Origin of the sequence: Paenarthrobacter nitroguajacolicus (genome assembly GCF_031455195.1) — a bacterium.
GTDB lineage: Bacteria > Actinomycetota > Actinomycetes > Actinomycetales > Micrococcaceae > Arthrobacter > Arthrobacter nitroguajacolicus_D.
This window is the reverse complement of record NZ_JAVDSH010000005.1, coordinates 315,290-338,713: the sequence shown is the minus strand read 5'-3', so window position 1 is coordinate 338,713 and position 23,424 is coordinate 315,290. Positions and strand designations below refer to the sequence as shown.

19 protein-coding genes and 1 riboswitch are annotated in these 23,424 nt (G+C 64.4%); of the genes, 8 read left to right on the top strand and 11 right to left on the bottom strand.

Translation table 11 applies throughout. The annotated features are described in order from the left end of the window. Position 1 precedes the first annotated feature (1 nt). Both J2Y68_RS13555 and J2Y68_RS13550 read left to right on the top strand, forming a co-directional pair. Positions 2 to 1,222, top strand: coding sequence for a metal-dependent hydrolase family protein (locus tag J2Y68_RS13555; RefSeq protein WP_309994209.1), 1,221 nt, complete (start codon positions 2 to 4; stop codon positions 1,220 to 1,222). An 86-nt stretch (positions 1,223 to 1,308) separates the two neighbouring features. Further along, positions 1,309 to 2,028, top strand: coding sequence for an SRPBCC family protein (locus J2Y68_RS13550; RefSeq protein WP_309994207.1), 720 nt, complete (start codon positions 1,309 to 1,311; stop codon positions 2,026 to 2,028). A gap of 58 nt (positions 2,029 to 2,086) precedes the next feature. Here the strand turns inward: J2Y68_RS13550 and J2Y68_RS13545 are convergent, their stop codons facing one another. The 7 genes from J2Y68_RS13545 to J2Y68_RS13515 form a co-directional block, all read right to left on the bottom strand. After that, complete coding sequence (locus tag J2Y68_RS13545; protein ID WP_309994206.1) at positions 2,087 to 4,117, bottom strand: rhamnogalacturonan lyase; 2,031 nt, start codon at positions 4,115 to 4,117, stop codon at positions 2,087 to 2,089. A 216-nt stretch (positions 4,118 to 4,333) separates the two neighbouring features. Beyond that, entirely contained in the window at positions 4,334 to 5,986 is a 1,653-nt protein-coding gene (locus J2Y68_RS13540; protein ID WP_309994204.1) for an ABC transporter ATP-binding protein, read from the bottom strand. Next, positions 5,983 to 6,930: an ABC transporter permease gene (locus J2Y68_RS13535; RefSeq protein WP_309994202.1), complete on the bottom strand. Its 948-nt coding sequence runs from the start codon at positions 6,928 to 6,930 to the stop codon at positions 5,983 to 5,985. The genes J2Y68_RS13540 and J2Y68_RS13535 overlap by 4 nt, the downstream gene beginning before the upstream one ends. Positions 6,931 to 6,940: 10 nt before the next feature. After that, the gene (locus J2Y68_RS13530) at positions 6,941 to 7,885 is read right to left on the bottom strand and encodes an ABC transporter permease (protein WP_309994200.1); all 945 of its coding nucleotides are present in this window, start codon (positions 7,883 to 7,885) and stop codon (positions 6,941 to 6,943) included. Positions 7,886 to 7,892: 7 nt separating this feature from the next. After that, the gene (locus J2Y68_RS13525; protein WP_309994199.1) at positions 7,893 to 9,530 is read right to left on the bottom strand and encodes an ABC transporter substrate-binding protein; all 1,638 of its coding nucleotides are present in this window, start codon (positions 9,528 to 9,530) and stop codon (positions 7,893 to 7,895) included. Beyond that, positions 9,527 to 10,942 carry an NtaA/DmoA family FMN-dependent monooxygenase gene (locus J2Y68_RS13520; RefSeq protein ID WP_309994198.1) on the bottom strand — a complete coding sequence of 472 codons (1,416 nt, stop codon included), beginning with the start codon at positions 10,940 to 10,942 and terminating at the stop codon, positions 9,527 to 9,529. The genes J2Y68_RS13525 and J2Y68_RS13520 overlap by 4 nt, the downstream gene beginning before the upstream one ends. 54 nt (positions 10,943 to 10,996) lie before the next feature. Further along, positions 10,997 to 12,094 (bottom strand): LLM class flavin-dependent oxidoreductase, encoded by a 1,098-nt coding sequence (locus tag J2Y68_RS13515; RefSeq protein ID WP_309994197.1) that lies wholly within the window; start codon positions 12,092 to 12,094, stop codon positions 10,997 to 10,999. Between the two features lie 36 nt (positions 12,095 to 12,130). Then, positions 12,131 to 12,240, bottom strand: a riboswitch (SAM riboswitch). Between the two features lie 222 nt (positions 12,241 to 12,462). Here J2Y68_RS13515 and J2Y68_RS13510 point away from each other — a divergent pair. Together J2Y68_RS13510 and J2Y68_RS13505 are read left to right on the top strand one after the other, a co-directional pair. Next, positions 12,463 to 13,599 (top strand): LLM class flavin-dependent oxidoreductase, encoded by a 1,137-nt coding sequence (locus J2Y68_RS13510; RefSeq protein WP_309994195.1) that lies wholly within the window; start codon positions 12,463 to 12,465, stop codon positions 13,597 to 13,599. 39 nt (positions 13,600 to 13,638) lie between these two features. Then, complete coding sequence (locus tag J2Y68_RS13505; protein WP_309994193.1) at positions 13,639 to 14,094, top strand: rhodanese-like domain-containing protein; 456 nt, start codon at positions 13,639 to 13,641, stop codon at positions 14,092 to 14,094. On the opposite strand, the gene J2Y68_RS13500 is transcribed toward J2Y68_RS13505, so the two are convergent. Continuing rightward, positions 14,058 to 15,599, bottom strand: a complete 1,542-nt coding sequence (locus J2Y68_RS13500) for an MFS transporter (protein WP_309994192.1) — start codon at positions 15,597 to 15,599, stop codon at positions 14,058 to 14,060. The genes J2Y68_RS13505 and J2Y68_RS13500 overlap by 37 nt on opposite strands. A gap of 192 nt (positions 15,600 to 15,791) precedes the next feature. Here J2Y68_RS13500 and J2Y68_RS13495 point away from each other — a divergent pair, with 192 nt between their 5' ends. After that, entirely contained in the window at positions 15,792 to 17,192 is a 1,401-nt protein-coding gene (locus J2Y68_RS13495; RefSeq protein WP_309994191.1) for a PLP-dependent cysteine synthase family protein, read from the top strand. Positions 17,193 to 17,324: 132 nt separating this feature from the next. On the opposite strand, the gene J2Y68_RS13490 is transcribed toward J2Y68_RS13495, so the two are convergent. The 3 genes from J2Y68_RS13490 to J2Y68_RS13480 are packed head-to-tail and all read right to left on the bottom strand — an operon-like array spanning position 17,325 to position 20,288. Further along, positions 17,325 to 18,485, bottom strand: coding sequence for an LLM class flavin-dependent oxidoreductase (locus tag J2Y68_RS13490; protein WP_309994189.1), 1,161 nt, complete (start codon positions 18,483 to 18,485; stop codon positions 17,325 to 17,327). Between the two features lie 22 nt (positions 18,486 to 18,507). Then, positions 18,508 to 19,167, bottom strand: coding sequence for a methionine ABC transporter permease (locus tag J2Y68_RS13485; protein WP_144649471.1), 660 nt, complete (start codon positions 19,165 to 19,167; stop codon positions 18,508 to 18,510). Positions 19,168 to 19,169: 2 nt separating this feature from the next. After that, the gene (locus tag J2Y68_RS13480; protein WP_309994187.1) at positions 19,170 to 20,288 is read right to left on the bottom strand and encodes a methionine ABC transporter ATP-binding protein; all 1,119 of its coding nucleotides are present in this window, start codon (positions 20,286 to 20,288) and stop codon (positions 19,170 to 19,172) included. Between the two features lie 219 nt (positions 20,289 to 20,507). Here J2Y68_RS13480 and J2Y68_RS13475 point away from each other — a divergent pair, with 219 nt between their 5' ends. The 3 genes from J2Y68_RS13475 (at position 20,508) to J2Y68_RS13465 (ending at position 23,360) form a co-directional block, all read left to right on the top strand. Continuing rightward, positions 20,508 to 21,392, top strand: a complete 885-nt coding sequence (locus J2Y68_RS13475) for a MetQ/NlpA family ABC transporter substrate-binding protein (RefSeq protein WP_309994185.1) — start codon at positions 20,508 to 20,510, stop codon at positions 21,390 to 21,392. Positions 21,393 to 21,474: 82 nt separating this feature from the next. Continuing rightward, positions 21,475 to 22,824, top strand: coding sequence for an LLM class flavin-dependent oxidoreductase (locus tag J2Y68_RS13470; RefSeq protein ID WP_309994184.1), 1,350 nt, complete (start codon positions 21,475 to 21,477; stop codon positions 22,822 to 22,824). Continuing rightward, positions 22,821 to 23,360 (top strand): GNAT family N-acetyltransferase, encoded by a 540-nt coding sequence (locus J2Y68_RS13465; RefSeq protein WP_309994181.1) that lies wholly within the window; start codon positions 22,821 to 22,823, stop codon positions 23,358 to 23,360. Before J2Y68_RS13470 ends, J2Y68_RS13465 begins: the two co-directional genes overlap by 4 nt. Positions 23,361 to 23,424: the final 64 nt, after the last annotated feature.

Genomic DNA, 23,424 nt, shown 5'->3' with positions numbered 1-23,424 from the left:
CATGAGCACCACACCCCTCGTTATACGAAACGCCAGCGTCCTGGACGTCGACGCAGGCACGTACTCCACCGCCGACGTCGTCAGTGTTGACGGAAAGATCAGCAGCGTCGGGCCGAACGCCGACGCTCCGGAAGGTGCGCGGGTCATCGATGGCACCGGCAAGTTCCTGATCCCCGGCCTGATTGATGCCCACGTCCACGTCGTTGCTTCCAGCGCCGACTTCCGCTCCCTCACCTACACACCGGCGTCGTATGTCTATGCGCAAACCGCCCGCATCATGGGCGAGATGCTCCGCCGCGGCTTCACCACTGTCCGCGACCTCTCAGGTGCCGACTTTGGCCTGGCGATGGCCCAGGAAGAAGGACTCCTGGAGGGTCCGAAGATCCACTTCTGCGGCCACGCGCTGAGCCAGACCGGCGGCCACGGCGACATGCGCCTCCCCGGCGAAGACCATGACCCCAACGGCCGCGGCTGCTGCGGAATAGGTCGCGTGGCCGACGGCGTGGATGCCGTCCGCGCGGCCGCCAGGGACGAGATCCGCAAGGGCGCCCACCACATCAAGATCATGGCATCCGGCGGGGTCTCGTCACCTACTGACCGCATCGACTCCACCCAGTACTCCATGGAGGAAATGCGTGCAGCAGTGGAAGAAGCCCAGGCCGCAAACCGCTACGTCGCCGCCCACGCCTACACTGCACGCGCCATCAACCGCGCACTGGAAGCTGGTGTCCGCTCGATCGAACACGGCAACCTGCTGGACGACGAAAGCCTGAAGCTGTTCCTCGAAAAGGACGCCTTCCTGGTTCCCACCCTGGTCACCTACTGGGCGCTCAAGGAAGAGGGCAAGGAGTTTGGGCTCACGGAAGAAATGTGGGCCAAGGTGGACTCGGTGCTCACCAGCGGCCTCGAGGCAATCGCCCGCGCCCACGAGGCCGGCGTGAAAATGGCCTTCGGTTCCGACCTCCTGGGTGGCATGCACCGCCACCAGAATGAACAGTTCAGACTGCTGGGCAAGGTCCAGCCGGCCATTGATGCCATCCGTTCTGCAACCACGACGGCGGCCCTGCTGCTTGAGCGCGAAGGTGAACTTGGCGTGATCGCACCTGGCGCGGACGCGGACATGCTGATCCTGGATGCGGATCCGGTGGCAGATATTTCCGTGCTTGCCGACATCGCCGAGCATCTGGAACACCTCATCCAGAACGGCCGCGAGATCTCCTAGTTCCTGCGTCACCAGGGCCTGTCTTTACCCTCCAAAAAGCCCGATAATGTAAGTATGCTGATCAATATCGAGTCAAGGAGGAAGACATGACCACGAAAGTGAACAAGACAATCATGGTCAACGTTCCGATCAGTACGGCCTACAGGCAGTGGACCCAGTTCGAAGAATTCCCGCATTTCATGGGCGGAGTCGAACGGGTGACGCGGCTTGGCGATGACCGCCTGGAATGGGTCGCCGAAATCGCGGGCGTCCACCGCAAATGGGAAGCAAAGATCGTCCAGCAGGATGTCAACCGGGCCGTGGCATGGGCCGCCGTCGAGGGCGTCAAGAACGCAGGGTGGGTGGAGTTCAAGGAAGCCGGGCCCAGCCAGACGTCCCTGCACCTGTCGTTGGAATACGAACCCCACGGCGTCCTGGAATTCCTTGGGGACAAGTTGCACGTTGTTGAGAGGCAGGCTGAGTCAGACTTGAAGAAGTTCAAGGAGTACATCGAAAAGCAGGCACCGGAAACCGCGTCTACTGCCGGGACCACTACGGCCGCTCCGGCGACCGGGACCCCGACTCCGGCGACCGGCGCCGGAACCGCGGGCACCGCCGTCGAGCCTGACACCAGCGCAACGGACACGACGCCGATCGTAGATCCCGTCACCCATCCCTTCGACCAGACGAACGGGTTGGCCGACGACGACGGCGACTCGGACGGAACCGCGGAAAGCGATACCCGCAGCGCCGCGGAACGTGGCGACGGCGATGGACGAGGCGAAGGCTTCATCCCACCCATGGGCGGCCTGCCGGGACAGCGGTAGTCCAACCGACCACAAAGCCGCCCGGATCAACGCGACCCGGGCGGCTTTGTAGTTTGGGCTACTTCTTGCCGGTGTAGACGACGGCGGGCATCGCCGGAGCCTGCATGCCCTCACCGATGAAGAAGCTCGGGTGTGGCGGCTGGTTGTAGGCCACGTTCTCCCGTGCCACAGCTGTGCGGTAGACGGTATCGTGCATCAGCGTCCGGAGGCGGACGTCGGTGGGAGCCGTGGTGGTGTAGATCCGCAGCTCGGAGCTGTCCGTGGACGGCCACGCGATCTCTTCGCGCCAGTCGCCCAGGATGTCAGCCTGGATGGACGGGTTTCCCTTGGTGGTGTTGTTGCTGCGGGCACCCTCAGCGGTCAGGAGCCGGTCACTGGTTTCCGTTTCCCAGTTCCACTTGGAAATGGTGGGAACGCCGCGGGACACGGTGGCGTCGTAATCGTGGTCCACGATCTCACGCAGCAGGTCGCCATCCCACCAGGCCAGGAAGTTGGCGGCCGGGATCTTTTCGGCGATCAGCTCACCCTTGGCGGACATGAGCTGGCCCACCGGCGAGTCCCAAGCGGCGGAACCGCCCACGGCCCAGCCTTCCGCGCCTTCATACCGCGGATCAATATCGCCGGCAGCGCCGCGGCCCGTGTCCTTGATGGCCGGAATGCTCCACAGGACCTCACCGGTGGCGGCATCGCGGAAGGTCGCCCCGCGGTTGCCGCTCTGGCTCATGCTCTCGTGGACGGCGAACGTTTCCAGTCCCGGCCTGGACGGATCAAGATCGCCCGTATGTATAGCATCGCCATGACCGAGCTTAGTGTTGTACAACGGCTGGCCATTGTCGTCGATGGTCATGGAACCGAAGACGAACTCATCCTTGCCGTCCTGGTCTACGTCGGCTACGGACAGGTTGTGGTTGCCCTGCCCCTTGTACTCATCGCCCGCCTGGTTGGAGTCGAACGTCCAGCGCTTCTGGAGCTTGCCATTGACGAGGTCATAGGTGACCAGGACAGTGCGGGTGTAGTAGCCACGGCTGAACATCATGGAAGGGTGTTCCCCGTCGAGGTACGCCACTCCAGCCAGGAAGCGGTCCACCCGGTTGCCGTAGTTGTCGCCCCAGCTGGCTACCGTGCCGCGCTCGGGCTCGTAGGCCACGGTGTCCATGATGGTGCCGGCTTCCCCCTTGAAGACGGTAAGGAATTCGGGACCGGACAGGACGTAACCGGCGGTGTTGCGGAAGTCGGCGTCGGCGTTTCCAATCACGGTGCCGGCCGCATCCTTGGTGCCGTCGGCCGTCTTGAAGGCCACTTCGGCTTTGCCGTCGCCGTCGAAGTCGTAGGCCAGAACCTGCGTGTAGTGCGCACCGGCACGGATGTTGCGCCCCAAATCGATGCGCCACAGCTTGGTGCCGTCCAGTTTGTAGGCGTCCACGTACACGTTGCCCGTGTAGCCGGACTGGGAGTTGTCCTTGGCGTTGGACGGCGACCACGTCTGGATGACCTCATATTTGCCGTCGCCGTCGAGGTCCGCGACGGTCGCGTCGTTGGCCGAGTACGTGTACGGCTTGCCGTCCGGGGTCACTCCGTCGGCTGGCTTGTCCAGCTTGATGGCCAGGTAGTTCTTCGCCATTGGCGTCACGGCTTCGGTCAGCTTGTCCTGGCCCTGTCCGTTTCCGACGGTCTTGATGACATAGCTGGACTGTGCCGTGCCTGCGGGGTCCACGAACAGGGTGGCGTTGCGGATGGGCTCGGGAGTGATGTTAACGCCATCGCGCAGGATCTGGAAGCCGATGCTGTCCTTGTCCAGGCCCAGCATGCGCCAACTCACGGTGACACCCTGGTCCGTCAGGACTGCAACCGGCGCCCGGTCCAGGTTTTCCACTTGGCGCTTCAGCGGTGCTGCGTCTTTCGCGGCAGGCACGACGCCGGGAAGGCCGGCTTGCGCTGCCTGCGGGAGGTGGACGGGGGCTGCTTGGGCGAGTGGGACACCCGTCAGCGCGATGGCCGCGGCAGCGAGTGAAGCGGAGGCCGCGAGCGGGACTGCTTTCCACGCACGGCCACGGGAGGGGCGGTAGGAACATTTCGAGGGGTAGGCCAAAGAACATCTCCTTTGATGGGCGGCAGTGGGTCTGCACGCACTTTTTGGAACGTTTCACTCACACTGCAGGCAACGCCGGCCTGCTCAGGCGCCGATAGTGGGTTGTGCGAGAAAACGCTTTCCGCCCACAAGGTTTACCAGCGCCTCAACGGCCGGGTCAAGGGTTTGACAGGAAATGACTGTGAGGCAACGTGAGAAAATGTTCACGCTTGTGCGTCACCCGAGCGCCGGAACCCGCCCGGGAATCGCCGAGACGAGCTGGCGGGTGTAGTCCTCAGCGGGGTTCTCCAGCACGTCGATGGCACCTCCCATCTCCACGAGCTTGCCTGCCTGCATGACGGCCACCCGGTCCGAGATCTGTTGCACCACGGCAAGGTCGTGGGAAATGAACAGGTAGCTCAAAGCCTCCTGGACCTGCAGTTCCGCCAGTAGCGTGAGGATCTGTGCCTGCACGGAAACGTCCAAAGCGGACACTGCTTCGTCGAGCACCACCAGCTCCGGCTTCAGCGCCAAGGCACGGGCAATCGCGACGCGTTGCCGCTGCCCTCCGGAGAGTTCGGCCGGACGACGTCCCGCATAGTCCGCAGGGAGGTGAACCTCGTCCAACAAGGCCTCCACCCGGCGTTTCCGGTCAAGGGTAGATCCCTCCGCGAAAGCCCGGAGCGGCTCGGCAATGATGTCCTCCACAGTGAAACGTGGGTCCAGGGATGCGTAAGGACTTTGGAACACCACTTGGAACCGGCGCCGCAGTTGGCGCAGCTTCTCCCCCTTCGCGCTGGCCAGGTCCACGCCGTCGAACTCCACGGAACCGGAGGTCGGCTTGTCCAAACGCAGCAACAAACGGGCCACGGTGCTCTTTCCCGAGCCTGACTCCCCCACCAGCGCCAAGGTCTCGCCGCGGCGAATGTCCAGGGAGACATCGTCGACGGCTGTCAAGGTCCTGGCGCCACCGGCGGTCCGCGGCAGGCTGAACACTTTCCGGAGGGACTTCGCCTCCACCAGCGGCGAGTCGGGCACTGCGCCGCCGCCCGGCGGCGCGCCTGGGTCCGGAACCGAAACCGAAGGCCGCAACCGCCGGGGGTTGAGTCCCGGTGCCGCCGCGATGAGTTGCCGGGTGTAGCTGTGCTGCGGACTCCCCAGGACAGCGGCGGCGGACCCTTCCTCCACAATCTCGCCGCCGCGCATCACGATGATCCGGTCGGCACGATCGGCAGCGACGCCAAGGTCGTGCGTGATGAGCAGTACGGCCGTCCCCCGCTCGGCAGTAAGGGCTGCGATGTTGTCCAGGATCTGCCGCTGGACCGTGACGTCGAGGGCGCTGGTGGGTTCATCGGCGATGACCAGCTTCGGCCGCGCAGCAAACGCTGTGGCAATGAGCACACGCTGCCGCATGCCACCGGAGAACTGGTGCGGAAATTGACGTGCGCGGGTCGGGGCATCACGGATTCCGGACTCCTCAAGGAGCCGCACGGCACTGTGGCGTGCAGCCTTCCTGGGTTGGATCCGGTGGATGGTGAGCGCCTCTGCAACTTGGTCGCCTACACGTTGCAGCGGATCCAACGATGCCGTGGGGTCCTGCGGGATCAGCCCGATTTCCTTGCCTCGGACGCCCTGCCATTCCTTGCGCGTCAGCTTCGTCAGGTCGGTGCCGTCGAAGCTCACTGTGCCGGCGGAAACCCGGGCATTGCCGGGGAGCAGGTTGATAATGGACTGCGCCGTGGTGGTCTTCCCGGAACCGGACTCCCCCACAATGGCCACCACTTCCCCGGCGTTGACCTCGAAGCTGACACCGGCCACGGCTGTCCGGGGTGACCCGTCCACCAGATAGTCGATGCGGAGGTTCTCAACCGTCAGCAGTGCGGAGCTCATGCCCGGTTCCTTTCAGAGTTTTGGAAAGCATGCGAAATTCGGTTGGTGGACAGCACGACGGCGGCAATCACCACGCCCGGCAACGTCACCAGCCACCATGCGGCCACGAGGTAGTCGCGGCCTCCGGCCACGAGCGAACCCCATTCGGCGGCAGGCGGCGGAGCTCCGAAGCCAAGGAAGCTCAGGGAAGAGATGGACAGGACGGCCATGCCGAACTCCAGCGCGGACAGCGCCAGAACAGGGCCGGCAGCGTCGGGGAGGACATGTCGAAGCAGGATGGAATGCCACCGGACACCTGAGGACCTCGCGGCTTCCACGTACACAGCGGTGCTCACTCGGAGGGTTTCAGCCCGCATGATCCGGGCGAAGTTGGCCACGCTGGCAATACCGACCGCGATGGCGATGTTGATGGTCCCGAAGCCCAGCACTGTGATGAGTGCCAGCGAAAGCAGCAGGCTGGGGATGGCCAACAGCACGTCCATGACACGCATGATGGCGTCATCCACCCACCCCCTGGTGGAGCCGGCCAGCAAACCCAAGGCGGATCCCGCAACCAAGCCGACAGCTACCGCCACGGCCGTAGCAGCCAAGGACGTCGCCGAGCCGTGGACCACCCGGGAGAACAGGTCGCGTCCAAGGCTGTCGGTGCCGAACCAGTGATCGGCGGATGGCGGCTTGAGCCGGTCAGAGGGGACTCCAGTATCCGGCGGCCAGTGCGTGAAAGCCGTGGGAATCAACGCCCAAAGGATCACCAGCACCAGCACTGCGACGGACAGCACCAGCCCCGGCCTGGCCAGGAACGTGCGGCCCTTGGCAGCCCAGCCGGAAGTGGAAGCCCGGGGCCTGGCAGGCGGTCCCGGCTCCGGGATGACGGAGCCCGCGAGCGGATGCCCCGGTGCGGAGTCCCCCAGAGGCCGTGTCTCCCTCACAAGTTGCTGCGTCATGATGGTCCTCCTAGGCCTTGGCCCGCGCGGTGTTGATGCGCGGGTCCACGAGCGGATAGATCAGGTCAACGATCAAGCTGGTGATCACGAAGGTGGCAGCGGCCAGCACTACCAGCGTCTGCACCACCGGGATGTCCCTGCTGTTGACAGCCGTGACAGTGAGCCGCCCGATGCCTGCACGGGAGAACACTGTTTCGCTCACCACTGCACCAGCCAGTAGGTTTCCCACCAGGATTCCGAGCATGGTGAGCGTGGGGATGGCTGCGTTCCGGAGGGCATGGCCAAAGTTGATCAGCGCTTCGCTGCCGCCTTTTGCCCGGATCTGTTCGATGTACGGCTCGCCCAAGGTTTGGCGCAAGCTGCGCGTCAGCAGCTGGGCGATCACGGCTGACGTGGGTATCGCCAGAGTCAAGGCGGGAAGCACGAGGCTCTGGCCGCCGTCGTTCCCTATCGCCGGAAACAACCGCAACCTGAACGAGAAGAACTGGAGCAGCAGGAGCCCGATCCAGAAGGTCGGCACGGCGATACCCAGGGGTGGCAGGGAGGAGAATGCCTGGCGGATCCAGCGGTTGCGGCTGAAAGCCGCAACCACTGCCAAGGCACTGCCAAGAAGCACTGCCAGGGCGAAGCCCGCTACGGCCAACTTGATGGTCTCAGGCAGGACTTCCGCCACCGTTTGGGTGGCCGGAACGCCATTCTTGATGGACAACCCGAAATCCAGCTGGAGCGCCTTGAACAGGGCAATGATGTATTGCTCGTAAAGAGGCCTGTCCAGGCCATACTCCGCCCGCAGCTTCTCCACGAGTGCCGGATCCACCGCGTTCTGTTCGTCCCCGCTGGCCATGATGCTCACGGCGTCGCCGGGCAGCAGGTACAGGATCAGGAAGGACACGGTGTAGGCGGCCCACAGGACGAAGGCGCCCTGCAGGAGTCGTTGGCCGATGTAGCGGATCATGGGATTCCTACTTGCTCAGCCAGGCGTCGTAGAAGTCCAGGCGGCTGGAAGCTTCGAACGTGAGGCCCTTGACTTTGTCGCTGGCGGCAATGGTAGTGGACAGCTCATACAGCGGGATGGAGTGGGCGTCCTTGATCAGGATTTCCTGTGCTTCGTCCACCAGTTTCTGGCGTGCGTCCTTGTCCAGCGCCGCGGCCTGCTCGCCCAGGACATCGTCCACGGGCAGCTTCTCGCGGAGGTTGCTACCGCCACGGGCTGTGGTGGAGGCGAAGACGGTGCGGAGGACGTCCGGGTCGCTTCGGGTCAGGTTGCCGTAGGAGAAGTCATAGGTCTTGTCAGCCTGGGCAGCCGTCACGTCCGCGATGGTGGTGAACTTCAACTGCAGGTCCACGCCGATCACTTTGAGCTGCTGCTGCACGAGTTCCAGTACTTCCTTGGGCGACTGCCAGTAGGTGACCTTGAAGGACAGCTTCTCGCCGTTCTTTTCGCGGACCCCGTCCGCGCCAACCTTCCAGCCGGCATCGTCCAGCAGCTTCTTGGCGCCGTCGGGATCGTGCTTCAGAAGCTCGCTGTAGTCCTTGAAGTACGGAGTGGTGTGGGAGAGAACGCCCTTGGCAGGTTGGTCCGCTTCGGTCAGCAGGGTCTTGGTAATTTCCTCACGGTTGATGGCCTTGGAGATGGCCTGGCGGACGGCGGTTTCCTTGAGCTTCGGGTTGGACTGGTTGGCGTACAGGTTGTAGACGACACCCGGGTTGGCGCGCGTCTCATTCCAGAAACCGTTGCCGTTGAACAGGCTGATGTCAGCGGCGGAAATTGCCGCCGTGGCGTCGATCTGGCCGGACTGCAGGCTGCCTGTACGGTTACCCGCCTCCGGAATGATCTTGAAGGTGACAGTGTCCAGGTAGGCCTCGCCCTTGTTGCTGTTGGTGGCGGCGGGCCAGTTGTAACCGGCCCTGCGTTCCAAGGCAGCTTCCTTGTCTACGGTGTAGCTCTTCACGCTGAACGGGCCGGAGCCGGAGAACTTCCCGGCGCAACGGTCAGCTTCGGAAAGAGTTGCAGAGGCCGGGGACAACAGGCCGAGTGTGAACGTGGACGTTGCCTGGAGGAACTGCGCGTTCGGCTTGGAGAAGTCCACCACCACTGTTTGCGGATCCTTCACGGTGATCGCGCTGACGTCACTCAGGTAGGTGGAGCCCAGCGTGGCCTTGGCACCGAGTGCCTTGATCGCCTCGAAGTTGGTCTTCACGGATTGAGCGTCAATCGCTGTTCCGTCCGCGAACGTTGCACCGCTGCGGAGCGTGAACGTAAAGCTGGTGGCGTTCGCGTTGGTTTCGAACTTCTCGGCAAGCCACGGGACAATGTCGCCGGTCTTTGGGTCCTGCGACGTCAGCGACGCCACCGTTTGGCGGGCAATGGCGATGGCATCGTTATTGCCCACCTGCTGCGGGTCGATGCAACCACGGTCCACCGACACCGCGAAGTTCAGGTTCCCACCCGACACAGGTGTGGCGTCGGCACTTTGCTGCGTGCCGGCGTCGGCCCCTCCAGCGCAAGCTGAGGCGAGGAGCGCAACGGCTCCCAGGACGGCGACGACGGCGGCAGGTTTCCGCAGCGTGCGGGTTGCGGGACGGTTGGGGACGCTCATGCGACTTCTTCGCTTTCAGTGAGTTGGGTGCTGGTGAGTGATCCTCGGCGGGTCAGCGGGGCACGGAGGCCCAGGTTCTCGCGGAGGTTGGTGCCTTCGTATTCGGTGCGGTAGACGCCGCGGTCCTGCAGGCGGGGAACCAGCTCGTTGACGATGTCGTCCAGTCCGCCCGGGACGATCCACGGGGTGATGTTGAAACCATCAACGGCACCGGCATGGGCATATTCGGCGAGTTTGTCCGCAATGTCGTCATACGATCCCACCAGGCCACGGCCATTGAGCCGGGAACGTGCAGCCACGAACTGCCTGATCGAGTGGCCGTTTTCCTTGGCGTCCGCACGCCACTGGGCCGCGAGGTCCTTGGCGCTCTTCCCATGGAAGGCGTTGCCGCGGGTGGGGTTGGTGACGTCCACAACGGGGTCGATGTCCGGCAAAGGACCATCGGGGTCGTATTCGGTGAGGGTCCGTCCCCAGAACTGTTCAAGGTAGGCGATGGCCGTCTCCGGACCCACCTGCAGCGAGCGGACCCACTGGTGCTTTTCTTCCGCTTCTGCAGGCGTGGCACCCAGGATGAACTCCTGTCCAGGGAAGATCTTCACGTCATCCGCGGGGCGGCCGGCCTTGAGGGTACGGGCCACGATGTCGTCCCGGAATTTCTTGGCGTCTTCCAGTTCCGGATGTGCCGAGAAGATCACATCGGCATTCCTGACGGCGAAGTCCCGGCCGTCCGGCGAGTCGCCGGCCTGGAACAGGACGGGATGCTGCTGGCTGGAGCGCGGCAACCTGCCGGTGACTTCGACGTCGAAACTCTCATCCTGGCGCTTGACCGCGTTGATGGCGTCCTCGCGGAGCCAGCGTGGATCATTCCGGGACCCGGCGATTGCGCCGTCAGCCCAGGAATCCCAGATGGCCTTCGCTGTCTGGACGAACGCCTCGGCCCGGACATAGCGGTCCTCGTGCTTGAGGAACCCGCCCCGCCTGAAATTGGCACCGGTCCAGGCGTTGTCCGTGGTGACGATGTTCCATGCCGCACGGCCGCCGGACAGCAGGTCCAGGCTGGCCAAGCGGTGGGCAAGGTCCGCGGGATCGTTGTATGTAGTGTTCTGCGTTGCCACCAAACCGATGTTGGTGGTGATGGCTGCGAGCGCGGCGAGGGCGGTCTGCGCGTCGGGACGGCCGACGACATCGAGGTCGTGGATCTTCCCGAGGTGCTCCCTGAGGCGCAGCCCTTCACCGAGGAAGAAGGCGGAGAAGAGTCCGCGTTCAGCGGTTTGGGCTACCCGGCGGAACGACTCGAAGTCCGTTTGCGAGCCGCTGTGTGCGTCCTTCCAAACGGTGGTGTGGTTTACCCCTTGGAAAAAGACACCGAACTGGATCTGCCCGTTGCCTGCGATGCGGTGATGGTTGGTCATGGTTCTGCTCTCTGAATCTGGCTGATGGCCGTTGGCTCTTGTGGCGGGCGTCGGTCAGGCCGCGGCGAAGCGGTTTGCGGGACGGGGAAGCCCGAAGGTTTCACGGAGCGTGGTGTGCGGCAGCGGCGGCACCACCAGTCCTGAGCGATGCAGTTCCGGCAGGACCTTGGTGGCAAGTTCGGGGAGGTCCACGTCCAGGACTGCGGGCTTGAGGCGGACGCCGTCGGCTGATGCGAACAGCGTGGTGAGCAGTTCCACCAGTCCTTCAGCGCTGCCCACGTAGCGCGCGCCGCCCGTCCACTCCTCGTAGGAATCGAGCTCGGCCAAGCGGTCCTCCGCGGTTTGTCCACGGGAATCGAGGATGACGTCCAGCTCCACGAGTGTCCGCGGAGCCCCTGCCGTCGCAGCCGCTTGGGCGGCCCGGGGAAGATCGTCAACGGTGTCAGCAGACACCAAGGCAACATCAGCCTCGACGGCGGGAAGCAGCTCTGCGGGCGCGAACACCACCAGTTGGCCTTGAAGCGGGCGCGGAATGATGGACGGTCCCTTGACGGAGAAGCGTTCGCCTTCAAAGTCGGCGTAGTGCAGCTTGTCCCGATCCACATACCGTCCGGTGGAGACGTCGCGGATCACCGCGTCATCTTCCCAGGAGTCCCATAGGCGGTGGGCTGCCTGGACCACGTCGGCTGCTTCGCTGGTGACGTCGCCTTCGTTCAGTTGTACGCGTCCCACTGACAGGGCTTCCCTCTTCAGGTTTTCCGCGTTGACCAGCCATCCGGCCCTGCCCAAGGAGGAATAGTCCAGGCTGGCCAACTGGGTGGCCACGTGGAACGGCTCGGTAAAGATCGTTCCAGCCTCGGGCACCAGACCGATGGACCGGGTGATCGGAGCTGCGAAAGCTGCACGCTGGATCGCATCGATCCGGCCGGCGATTCCTGTGGTTCCCGGGTCCACCACCCGGGTGTCCTTGAAAGTAGCTATATGGAAGCCCGCGATATCCGCAGCTTGCACGGTCTCACGGATCCGCTGGCCCCCCAATAGTGCCTGCGGATCATGATGGGCCTTGCGCCACGACGCGGGGTGGGCCCCATCGCCGTCGAGCTCCAACGCGATGATGCGGGAGCGGAATTCGGGTACGGGTGTGGAAGGCATGATTCTCTCTTTCAGAGGCCGCACAGCGGCCGGGACGACATTCACTTGCCGCTCTTGCGGCCTGGTCTGTTTCCGGAGCACCCCGCCACGTAATGCCTGAGGGTTGCCGCAGCACGAGCCGGTCCTTGGCGTGCTGACTCTTGACCTGAACTTGAATCTAGGAGGCTGTCCAAAGAATGTACAAACCGCTGGACTCGCGGCGTCAACGCGGGAAATACCGCGTCAACGGGCTGCCAGAATCGTCATCTTCAGGCCGACGGGGGCGCCCTTGTGACGGTCCGTTTCGCCGCATTTCGCTGGATTTAGCCCGGTTGAGCGGGGTGACGGATCGGCTTTGGCCAAGGTACTGCGCTCCGTAGTGTCGTGCCATGCCGAAGCCTTCAGTTACTCCCCTGTCCGTCCTTGACCTGACTCCGGTCTCTGCCGGGCAGTCCCCCGGCGAGGCCCTGCGAAGCACCCTTGCTCTCGCTGCCGCTGCCGAGGCTTCCGGCTACTCGCGGTACTGGCTGGCCGAGCACCATCTCAACACCGGCGTTGCTGGTTCTGCCCCGCACATCCTCGCCGGGTTGGTTGCGTCTGCCACCAAAACCATCCGTGTCGGCACGGCGGCCACCCTGTTGGGCAATTACAGGCCGCTCCAGATTGCAGAGAGCATCGGCACTCTCGCTGCGGTGTTCCCGGACCGTGTGGACCTTGGCTTTGGCCGTTCCGGGCCGCCGAAGTCGCCCAGCGAACCGGCTCCCGGAGTAGTGACCCCGACGGACACACCCGGCGACCGCGTGGTTGACGGTTTGCTGATTCCTTCACCGCGGCCCATCTTCGGCGCCGTCCTCCCCAGGAAATTCCGTTTGCAAGGTGAACTGCTGGGCCGCTTCCCGGGAGACACCGACAACTTCGAGAACGACGTCCAGGACATCATCGGGTTCTTCACCGGCGGGTACCGCACCAGGCATGGCGAGGAAGTCACCGCGACGCCGGCCCTCGGGCAGTCGCCACAGTTCTGGATCCACGGTTCAACAGCGGGTCCCAGCGCCCGCCTCGCCGGCAAGTTGGGCCTTCCCTTCGGCGCAAATTATCACGTAGCACCGGCCGGCGTACTGGACTCCATTGCCGAATACCGGGCCCACTTTGAACCGTCTGCTTCCCTGCAGGAACCACAGGTGATCGTCTCGGCGGACGTGCTGGTGGCCCCGGACGAACACCAAGCACAGCGCCTCGCCCGCGGCTATGCCCAGTGGGTACACGGTATTCGCAGCGGACAGGGTGCCATCCCCTACCCCTCCCCGGAGGATGCCTTGGATCTGCCCTTGGACGCTGACGCCAAAGACCTTGTCAAAGACCGTGTGGACACCCGGCTGGTGGGCGACCCGCACCAGGTCAGGGACAAGCTTCGCACTCTGCAGCGGGCCACAGGCGCCCAGGAACTGCTCATCACCACCATTGCCCATGACCCCGCCGATCGGCAGAGCTCATACCAGTTGCTCGCCGAGGCCTGGGGTCTCTAGCTATCCGATTTTCCACCCACCACCAACAAAGGGAGCACCATGTCCATCGAAACCGCGGTACCGGAAAACGACGTGCAGGATACGCAGCTGATCACCGCCCAGGAAGCGGCCAAACTCATCGAAGAAGGCGCGCTGCTGATCGATGTCCGCAGCGAAGGCGGCCGCGCCAGCACCGGGGCCGTCCCCGGTGCCGTGGTGGTCAACCGCGAGCATGTGGAGGAGGACTTCAGCCCGGAGTCCGCCCACCGCCTGACCCAGGTCAGCGGTACGGACCAGAAGATCGTGGTGTTCTGCGGCTCCGTCAACGGTTCACGTCCCGTCGCGCAGAAGCTCCAGGTCCTCGGCTACGCCAACGCCGTCCACGTGGACGGCGGCTTCCCGGCCCTGCGCGACGCCGGCGTCCCCACCACCGGGCCGACCGCCCCGCCCGTCGAATCGGCCCCGCCTGTCGGATCCGCTCAGGCATCCACCGATTCGGTGGCCTCCGAACGCTGAGTACCTCCCGCCGTCGGACGTTCCGGCGTTTGCACTGCCGCCGTCGTCGCGGTTTCCTTTCCGGAAGCCACGACGGCGGCTCGTGCGTTTCTGCGGTCCCTTCCCTCGCGAAGCCAGTCGAGTCCGCCGGCGAGCAGTGCGACCCCCAGCAAAACGCAGCACATCACGATGCCTTGGTGGAAGGCGTCCTTGGAGGCTTGGCCGGTGGCCGCTCCGTGCGCTTGAAGGAACATGCCTGCGGCCGCAGCTGAGCACAGGGCCGCCGCGAAACGTTGGCTGAGCTGGTAGAAGCCTGCAGCCACCCCTGCGGCACCTGCGGGCGCATGGGCAAGCGTGAGTGTCTGGTTTGGCGCCACCACAAGGCCTGTTGCCACACCTTGGATAAGTCCGACGGCGGCCACCGCCAGAGCCGCCGTACCGCCGTCGAGCCCTTGCACGAAGAGGTCCTTGGCAATCAGGCAGGCCAGGCTGCCCACCAGCGCGTAGACGATCCCGGCGCGACCGTATCGGGCCAGGAAGCGCCAACTGAAGCTGGACGCCAACAGCATTCCTGCTGCTTGCGGCGCGAGGATCGCTGCGGCCGCCAACGGCGCCATCCCCGCCCCGGAGAGGAAGTAGAAGGCAGTCACGGCGGCCATTCCGGCACCGACGCCGAACTGGCAGAGCGCCACCACCGTACCCAAGGCGTAGCCCCTGGATTTCACCAAGGAGGCACTGAGCAACGGGGTTCGGCCGCGCCGGTGATAAAGGAGCTCCCAGCCAGCGAAGGCCAGAAGCGTCCCCGCACCGATCGCCAGCGATGTCACTGCAATGATGCCCGCACCGTAGATCGTGGGAATGAGCGAGGCGATCACCACTCCGCCGAGCAGCAAGGCACCCAGGACGTCGATGGAAGGTTTCGCTGTCCCGTTGTCGGGGTGTTTGCCGGCCGCCCTCGGGAGGAGCCGGAAGGCAAGCGGCACCAGGACCATCACCAAGGGAACGTTGGCGAGGAACAGGATCCTCCATCCGATCGAGGGGTCGCCCAGGGAAAGGACCACTCCGCCGAGCAGCGGTCCGCAGACCGCAGCGGAACCCCCGGCGGCAGCGTACGCACCGAGCGCTTTCGCGCGGTCGTGTCCGGAATATATGTCCTGCAGGAGGCCCAGCACCTGCGGGTTCAGGGTGCCGGCGCCGAGTCCTTGGAGGAGCCTGGCGATGATGACCAGCGATGGGTCCGTGGCCAGGCCACCCACCAAGCTGGATGCACCGAAAACAGCAATACCCGCAATGAAGAGCGTGCGCCGTCCCACGATGTCGCCCAGTCTGCCCGCGGGAACCAGCGCGACGCCGAACGCCAGCGAGTAGCTCGCCAGGATCCACTGCACGGACCCGGAATCGGCGTGCAGGGACGCAGACATAGCCGGTACCGCCAGCACGAACATTGACTGGTCCAGCAGCGTAATGAACCCTGCGCCCAAGCAAAGCCAGAGGGCGGAACGTTTAGCGTGGTTTCCGTGGCCCATGATGTGGACTCTAGGCGTGTTCCTGCTGGCTTTGGGTATCGCAAGTCACCCGGTTAAGGGGCGTGAATCCGGGTTACCGCCGGTGACTCCTATGTGACTCTTTGGGGCAAGCCCGGCATGGCTCAGGTCACGGAAGGACGCGGCGGGAAACGCTTTTTTGCGAGGGAATACCCGCGTCCTAGCGTGGGCGGCATGACCGTGTATGAATCAGTCCTGGATGCGATCGGCGGCACTCCCCTGCTTCGGCTGAAGCGGCTTGGCGCCGGTGCCCGGCCCCGCATCTACGCGAAGCTCGAGTTCCAGAACATCGGCGGGAGCGTGAAGGACCGCGCCGCTCTGGCCATGATCCGCGCCGCAGAAAGTGCCGGCCTCCTTGGCCCCGGCGGGACTGTGGTGGAGGGCACCAGCGGCAACACCGGCATCGGTCTGAGCTTGGTGGCTGCACAGTTGGGCTACCGCTCGGTGATCTTCGTACCCGCCGCCACTGCTGCGGAAAAGGTGCGGCTTCTGCGGGCCTTCGGTGCCGAAGTACATCTGGTGGCTGACTTCGTTCCTCGGTCCGATCCCGGTCACCTGGCCAACCGGGCCGCAGCTTTCGCGGCTGCCACTCCCGGGGCCTGGCTCGCGTTGCAGTACGACAACCCGGCCAACCCGCAAGCCCATCAGGAGAGCACGGGGCCGGAGATCTGGAGCGACACCCAGGGGTCGGTCACCCACTTTGTGGCGAGCGTCGGGACCGGCGGAACCATCTCCGGGACAGGGCGATTCCTGAAGCAAGCAAGCGACGGACGCGTGCAGGTCATTGCCGCAGACCCCGAGCACTCCCGCTACGGCGGCGGCAACGGATCGCTCAAATATACCGAAGGCGCCGGTCACCCCTTGCACCCGGCATCGGCGGAGGACATCTGGCCCGAAGCATTCGACACCGCACTGGTGGACAAATACATCAGCGTCAGCGATCGCGACGCCATCTTCACCGCCCGCCGTGCTGCCCGCGAGGAAGGCCTGTTGATCGGCGCCACCGGCGGCACCGCCCTGGCAGCAGCTTTGAACCTTGCCGCGGCCCTGGACGAGCAACACACCATCGTGGTGATCCTGCCCGACTCCGGACGGAATTATCTCTCCACCTACTTCGATGACGACTGGCTCATCTCGCTCGGCTTCCTGGAACCCACGACGCCGGAAGGAACCGTCCGTTCATTGCTCACCACCGCGCCTGCCGGAGTCCAGCTTCTGGCGAGCGGCCTGACGGCGGCGGAGGCCGCCGTCGAACTTCATGGGCGGGAGATGGCGCCGGACGATCCGGCGTTCTTGGTCCTGGACCGTGGCGAGACCTTTGGAACCGTCCATCCGCGTGAAGTGGTGGGAGTGGTGACCCTGCGTTCGTTGGGAACGGTTGAGCCCGCCGCCTTGGCACTCACCGCGGCCATCCCCCACCGCACGGTTGCCGCGGGGCTCCCGGCAAGCCTTGTACTTGCGGGGAACAGATCCGTGGGCCGAGGGTCGCCAGAAACAGCTGCAGAAGGGCAGGGGGCCGAGCAGGAGGTCATCGCGGTCCTGGTTGATGGCCGAATCGCCGCCACCGTCCCCTGACCCTCTCTCACCAAACCTCCCCCACCCCCAAACCCTCTCTCACAGGGCGGAACGTGAGAGAGGGAGCGTTGGCCTCAAGCCGGCGGAACGTGAGAGAGGGACAGCCCCAAACGGGCGGAACGTGAGAGAGGGTCAGGAGGCCGCGGCCAGGACCCGGGCCCGGGCGGCGGCTTGGCTTGCCCGGATCTCCTCGGCGGTGCGGCCCTGCTCCCGGTGCGCCACTTCCTGCTTCAGCTGCGGAATAACGTGCTGCCCGAACTCCAGGGCGTCCGGGACGAAGTCGTAGCCACGGAGGCCGAAGATCTCGAATCCGAGGTCGTGGTAGTCCAGGATCGCCTGGGTGACGGTGTCGTAGGAGCCAACCAACGCCGTCGCGCTTCCGCCCCCGCCACCTGCCGCTTTGGCGAGGGCCGTCCACAGCGCGCGGTCGTGGAGGTCCCCGCGCTCGGCTGCAGCGAGGAGTCGCTGGGTGCCGGCGGCCTCCGGCTTCTGGTTGTAGTGGCGGACTGGATCAATCACCTCACCGGCAGACCGCCGGGCCTCGAAGGTGCCCAGGATGGCGTGTGCTTTCTCCCACGCGAGCTCATCAGTTGGCGCAACAATGGGCCGGAACGCAATCTGCCAGCGCAGGGGATGAGTGCGTCCGAGGGCAGCGGCCCGAGCAAGGATCTGCTCCTGCTGCCCGGCAGCATCCGCCAACGGCTCCCCGAAGAGCGCATAGATATCGGCCTCCGCGGCACCCACGGACCAGGCAGCCTCGGAGGATCCGCCAAAGGAAATACCCGGGCGTTTCCCCGCAAAGGGCGCCAGACCAGAAGCGAAGTCTTCAAACCGGTAGTGCTCACTGTCCCAACTGAACGAATCACCGGACCATGCCCGCCGGACGATCTGCATGTATTCCTGCGTCCGGCCGTACCGGGCATCCTTGGCAAGGAAATCACCTTCGCGGGCTTGGTCCGCCTGGCTGCCGCCGGTGATGAAGTGCACGGTCAGTCGGCCTTGGGCGATGTGGTCGAGCGTCAGGAAGGAGCGCGCCGCGAACGTGGGGTGGGAAACGTTGGGCCGGTGCGCCAGCCGCAACTGAATTCGCTCGGTATGAGCGGCGACCCACGCTGCGTGGACTGAAGGGTCCTGGGTAGTGGAGTTGTAAGCGAACAGGACGTGGTCCCAGTTGTTGTCCTCATGGATCCTCGCGATACGGGCAGCGTACTGGGGATCGAAGAAGGGCGTGGTGGCTGGCGACGTCTCGGTGGAATCGTTGCCGGCACCCATGCCGAGGAATTCGATAGGCATTGTGGTTCTCCCTTAAAACGAGTTAGCGGCGGAGGATGCGCTGGGCCAGGAAGTTGCCCAGCAACTGCGCGGCCTGGACCATGACGATGATGATCAGGACGGTCACCAGGGTGACTTCCCAGTTGAACTGCTGGTAGCCGTACATGATGGCGAAGTTGCCCAAGCCACCGCCGCCGATGTACCCGGCCATGGCGGACATATCCACGATGGCGATGATCATGAACGTGTAGCCCAGGATCAGCGGCGCCAGCGACTCGGGAATCACCACGGACCACAGGATGTGCAGGCGGCTGTCACCCATGGCCCGGGCGGCTTCCACAACACCGGGATCGGATGCGACCAGGTTTTGTTCCACCACACGCCCAATGACGACGCCGGCCATGAGCGCCATGGGCAGGATCGCGGCCGTGGTGCCGATGGTGGTTCCCATGACGATCAGCGTCAGCGGGGCGATGGCCGTGATGAAGATGATGAACGGGATGGGCCGGATGATGTTGACCAGGAAGTTCAGGAAGGAGAACACGGCCTTGTTGGCGAACAGGTTGCCCGGCCGGGTGGCGTAGAGCGTGACCCCCAGCGCGAGCCCGGCAAGACCGCTGAGCAGGACCGTGATGACCACCATGTAGATGGTCTGTTGGAAGGATTCGCCCAGGACGGGCAGGAGGGTTGTCCAGTCGGTCATGGCTATTCTCCGGCGTTCGCGGGGACGGGCAGGTGCGGTACGGCACTATCGGCGGCGGCTGTCTGGCGTTCGACGGCGGTGACGTCGCCTAGGTCGGCGAGCGCGGCGTCAATGGCGTCGTCGCTGCCCGTGAGCTCATACGTGAGAGTGCCCAGAATCTTGTTCTGGATCTCCGTGACACCGCCGAACACGACGCTGGAGCCGACACCGTGTCGTTCAAAGGTGGCAGCAACCAAGGGAGTGGGCGCTGCCTCGGAGATACCGATGGAGACGAGCCGGCCCGGATGCGCAGCGGCGAGCCGGCTTACGGTGTCCGGTTCGGGGGTGCCGTGGACAGCTGTGGAGACGAAGCGCTGGGTGGAGTCGCTCTGCGGGTTGGCGAACACGGAGTACGTCGGCCCGGCTTCCACCACCTTGCCGGATTCCATCATCACCACGGTGTCGCAGATTTCCCGGACCACGTGCATCTCGTGAGTGATCACCACAACGGTGGTCCCCAGTTCCTTGTTGATACGCCGGAGCAGACGGAGGACGTCGCGGGTGGTTTCCGGGTCCAGTGCGCTGGTGGCTTCGTCGGCGAGAAGGATGTCCGGAGCGTTCGCCAGGGCGCGGGCGATGCCGACGCGTTGCTGCTGCCCGCCGGAAAGCCGCCGAGGGTAGGAGCCCGCCTTGTCAGCGATGCCCACGAACTCCAGGAGCTCGTCCACTCGTGGCTTGATTTTGTCCTTGGGCCAGCCGGCCACCTTGAGCGGGTAGGCGACGTTTCCGAACACGGTGCGGGACTTCAAGAGGTTGAACTGTTGGAAGATCATGCCGATGCCGGCGCGAACCTTCCGGAGTTCGCTTTCCGGGAGGGACGAGATGTCCTGGCCTTTGACGAAGACCTGCCCCTCCGTGGGACGCTCCAGCCCGTTGAGCAGCCGGACGAGGGTGGATTTGCCCGCTCCCGAGTATCCGACGATGCCCACGACGGTCCCCTCCTCCACGTCCAAGGTGACATGGTCGACGGCGCGTACCGGCTCCGTGGTCCTGTTGCCCGCGCGTTTGCTTCCTTGGGCGCGGTTGCCACCTTGGACCGGGAACAGTTTGCTGACGCCGCGCAGCGAAACGATCGCGCTCACCGGAGCCTCCTTTGGGGTTGTTTGGATGCCCATTCCAACAGCGCGCAAGCCTGCAGATCGAACCCGTGACCCCTTGTGACCTGCGGTTTCTTTCCTTGACGATGCGCGTCGGAGTGTTGCGGACGCGTTCGATTCCGACCGCCCGCGCTGCCTAGCGTGAGGCAGGGGAACACCCCGTACCTTCCATTCGCATCAATACCCTTTGTACGGAGAAGCATCATGAAGAACCGCCTGTTAGTTGCCGCCGTCGGCCTGATCGCCGCCCTATCGCTCTCGGCATGCGGGGGTGCTTCAAGTGGTTCCACGACGTCCGGGAACACCAAGGTAGTGATAGGCGTGGACGACGGCGCTGAAGAGCACTGGACCTTGTTGAAGAACAAGTTGAAGGACCAGGGCATCGACCTTGAGGTCAAGAACTTCACTGACGGTGCGCAGATCAACACGGCAACCCAGCAGGGCCAGGTGGACATCAACCTGTTCCAGCACCTGAAGTACCTGTCCCAGTTCAACGTCAACAGCAACGGCACCCTGGTTCCTGTTGGTGCCACAGCCGTCTACCCGCTGGCCTTGTACTCGGAGAAGTTCAAGTCCGTTGAGGAACTGCCCGCGGACGCCGAAGTTGCCATCCCGAACAACCCCACTAACCAGGCACGCGCCCTGCTGAACCTGCAGACCGCTGGCTTGCTGCAGCTCAAGGACGGCGGTAACTCGCTGTCCACCCCGGCTGAGATCACCTCCAGCAAGATCAAGGTGGTCCCGGTGGACAGCAACCAGACGGTCAACGCGCTCAAGGGCACCACGGATGCTGCCGTCGTCAACAACACCCAGGCCCAGAAAGGCGGACTGGGTGACGAGAAGATCATCTTCAAGGAAGACCTGAACTCGGAATCCCTGGCGCCGTACATCAACGGCTTCGTGGTGAAGGCCGACCGCAAGGACGATCCCACCTGGAAGAAGATCGTGGACGCCTATCACACGCCAGAGGTTGAGGCTTCGGTGACCAAACTGAACGACGGCAACCTTCAGTTCAAGGCGGACTGGACAGCGGCCAAGCTGCAGGAAGTCCTGACCGCTGAAGAACAGGCCATCAAGAAGGCCAAGTAGCACGTGAGGGGTGGCGGCCCTGCGCCACAGACCGTCGCCGCCCCTCAACCTTTCCTGACTCCGAACAGCACCGAACAGGCCCATGAACCAGACACTCGCCCGCGAACGCCAGCAGATCCACTTCTTCGCCTACCTTGTGGGCACCGGCATCCATTTGGCTTCATGGCGCCACGAAACGGCGTTTCCCCAAGCCAGCATCGACTTCGGGCACCAGGTAAAACTCGCCAGGACAGCCGAAGACGCCAAGTTCGATGCGATCTTCCTGGGCGACTCCCTGGCGATCGACGAGACGTCCAACCCGGGCATCCTCAACAGGTTCGACCCCATCGGCCTGGTCACGGCCCTTGGCGCGGTCACCAACAGGATCGGCCTCATCGCCACGTCCTCCACCTCTTATGACGAGCCCTTCAACTTTGCCCGGGCTGCCCTCACCGCGGACCACATCAGCGGTGGCCGCGTCGGCTGGAACATCGTCACCACGCGCGACCTCACCAACAGCACGGCCGGCAACTTCAGCGCCGATGAGCACTTCGACCACAGCCTCCGGTACCGACGCGCTGAAGAGTTCGTTGAGGTGACCCAAGGCCTCTGGAATTCCTGGGACACGGACGCCTTCCTCTATGACAAGGACAACGGCCGGTTCTTCGACCGCCACAAACTCCGCCGCCTGGAGTACAAGGGCGAGTTCTTCAAGGTTGCAGGTCCGCTCAACATTGGGCCATCACCGCAGCATTCCCCTTTGCTGGCCCAGGCGGGCACTTCCGTTCCAGGCCAACAGCTGGGAGCGCGCTTCGCCAACGCGCTTTTCGCTAGCCACCCGGATATCCCTCAGGCACGCCATTACCGGGATTCCGTAAGGGCCCAAGCAAAGGCGTTTGGCCGGAATCCCGACGAACTCTACGTCTACCAAGCCATCTCCCCTGTAGTGGCGGACACCCGCGACGAGGCCTTGGAACGCATCCGGGAGTTGGACAACCTGATCACCGACCAGCAGGTCCTGGACTTCCTGCAGGAGTATTTCGCGGGCCAGTTGGACTTCACCGGCCTCGCCGCTGACGCCACCGTGGCCCAGTCCGGCATTCCCACCATCGCACAGCCCCGGACCGATTTCCGTTCCGCCGGTGAACAGATCAGTGGACGTGAAGACGAGGTCACGCTCAAGGACCTCTACTCAATCCTCACGGGCGACAAACGGAACCACGACTTCATCGGCACCCCGCAGCACGTGGCCGACTCCTTGGAACGCTGGCACGCAGAAGGCGCAGCCGACGGCTTCAACCTCATGTTCTCGCTCCTCCCACAGGACCTGGAGCGCTTCGCCAAGGGCGTCATTCCGTTGCTCCAGGAACGCGGCCTGGCGCGCACTGAGTATGCGGGCACCACCCTGAAATCGCACCTCGGACTCGATCCGCAGCCGAAAGGACAACCATGACCACCACACCAACCGTCGCCGCCGCCACCCACGTGATCCGCCAGGCTCGCCCCGAGGAGTACGACGCCGTGGGGCGGCTGACGTACGAAGGCTTCGGTCATCATCTCCCAGGCGCGCATCAGCCTGACGAACAGCGGTTGGAGCTTCTGCTCGATTCCGCGGCGCGGGCCCGCGAAGGCGTGCTGCTGGTGGCCGAAGAGGTGGAAACCGGGCGTCTGGTGGGCACAGCCAGCCTGCTGCCCTTTGGCTCACACCTCAGCCGGCAGGCCGAAGAAGGCGAGGTGGAGTTGCGGCTGCTGGCTGTGCACCCGGACGCGCGCAGGACGGGCCTTGGCCAGAAACTCCTGGACGAATCCGCCCGCCTTGCCACCGCACGGGGTGCCGTGCGCGTGGTGCTGGACACCGCCGTCGACAATGAAGGGTCCCAGCGCCTTTACCGTCGCTTGGGCTATGTTCGTCGACCCGAGCGTGAGAAGGAGCGCCCTGCGCCAAAGGTGCAGCTGGTGGTCTACACGCTGGAGCTCCCGCCGGCATAAAGGAGGCACCGGCATCACCCCTACCGCCAGGCACTCCCGCGTTCCCAGGAGTAGCGTTCCAATG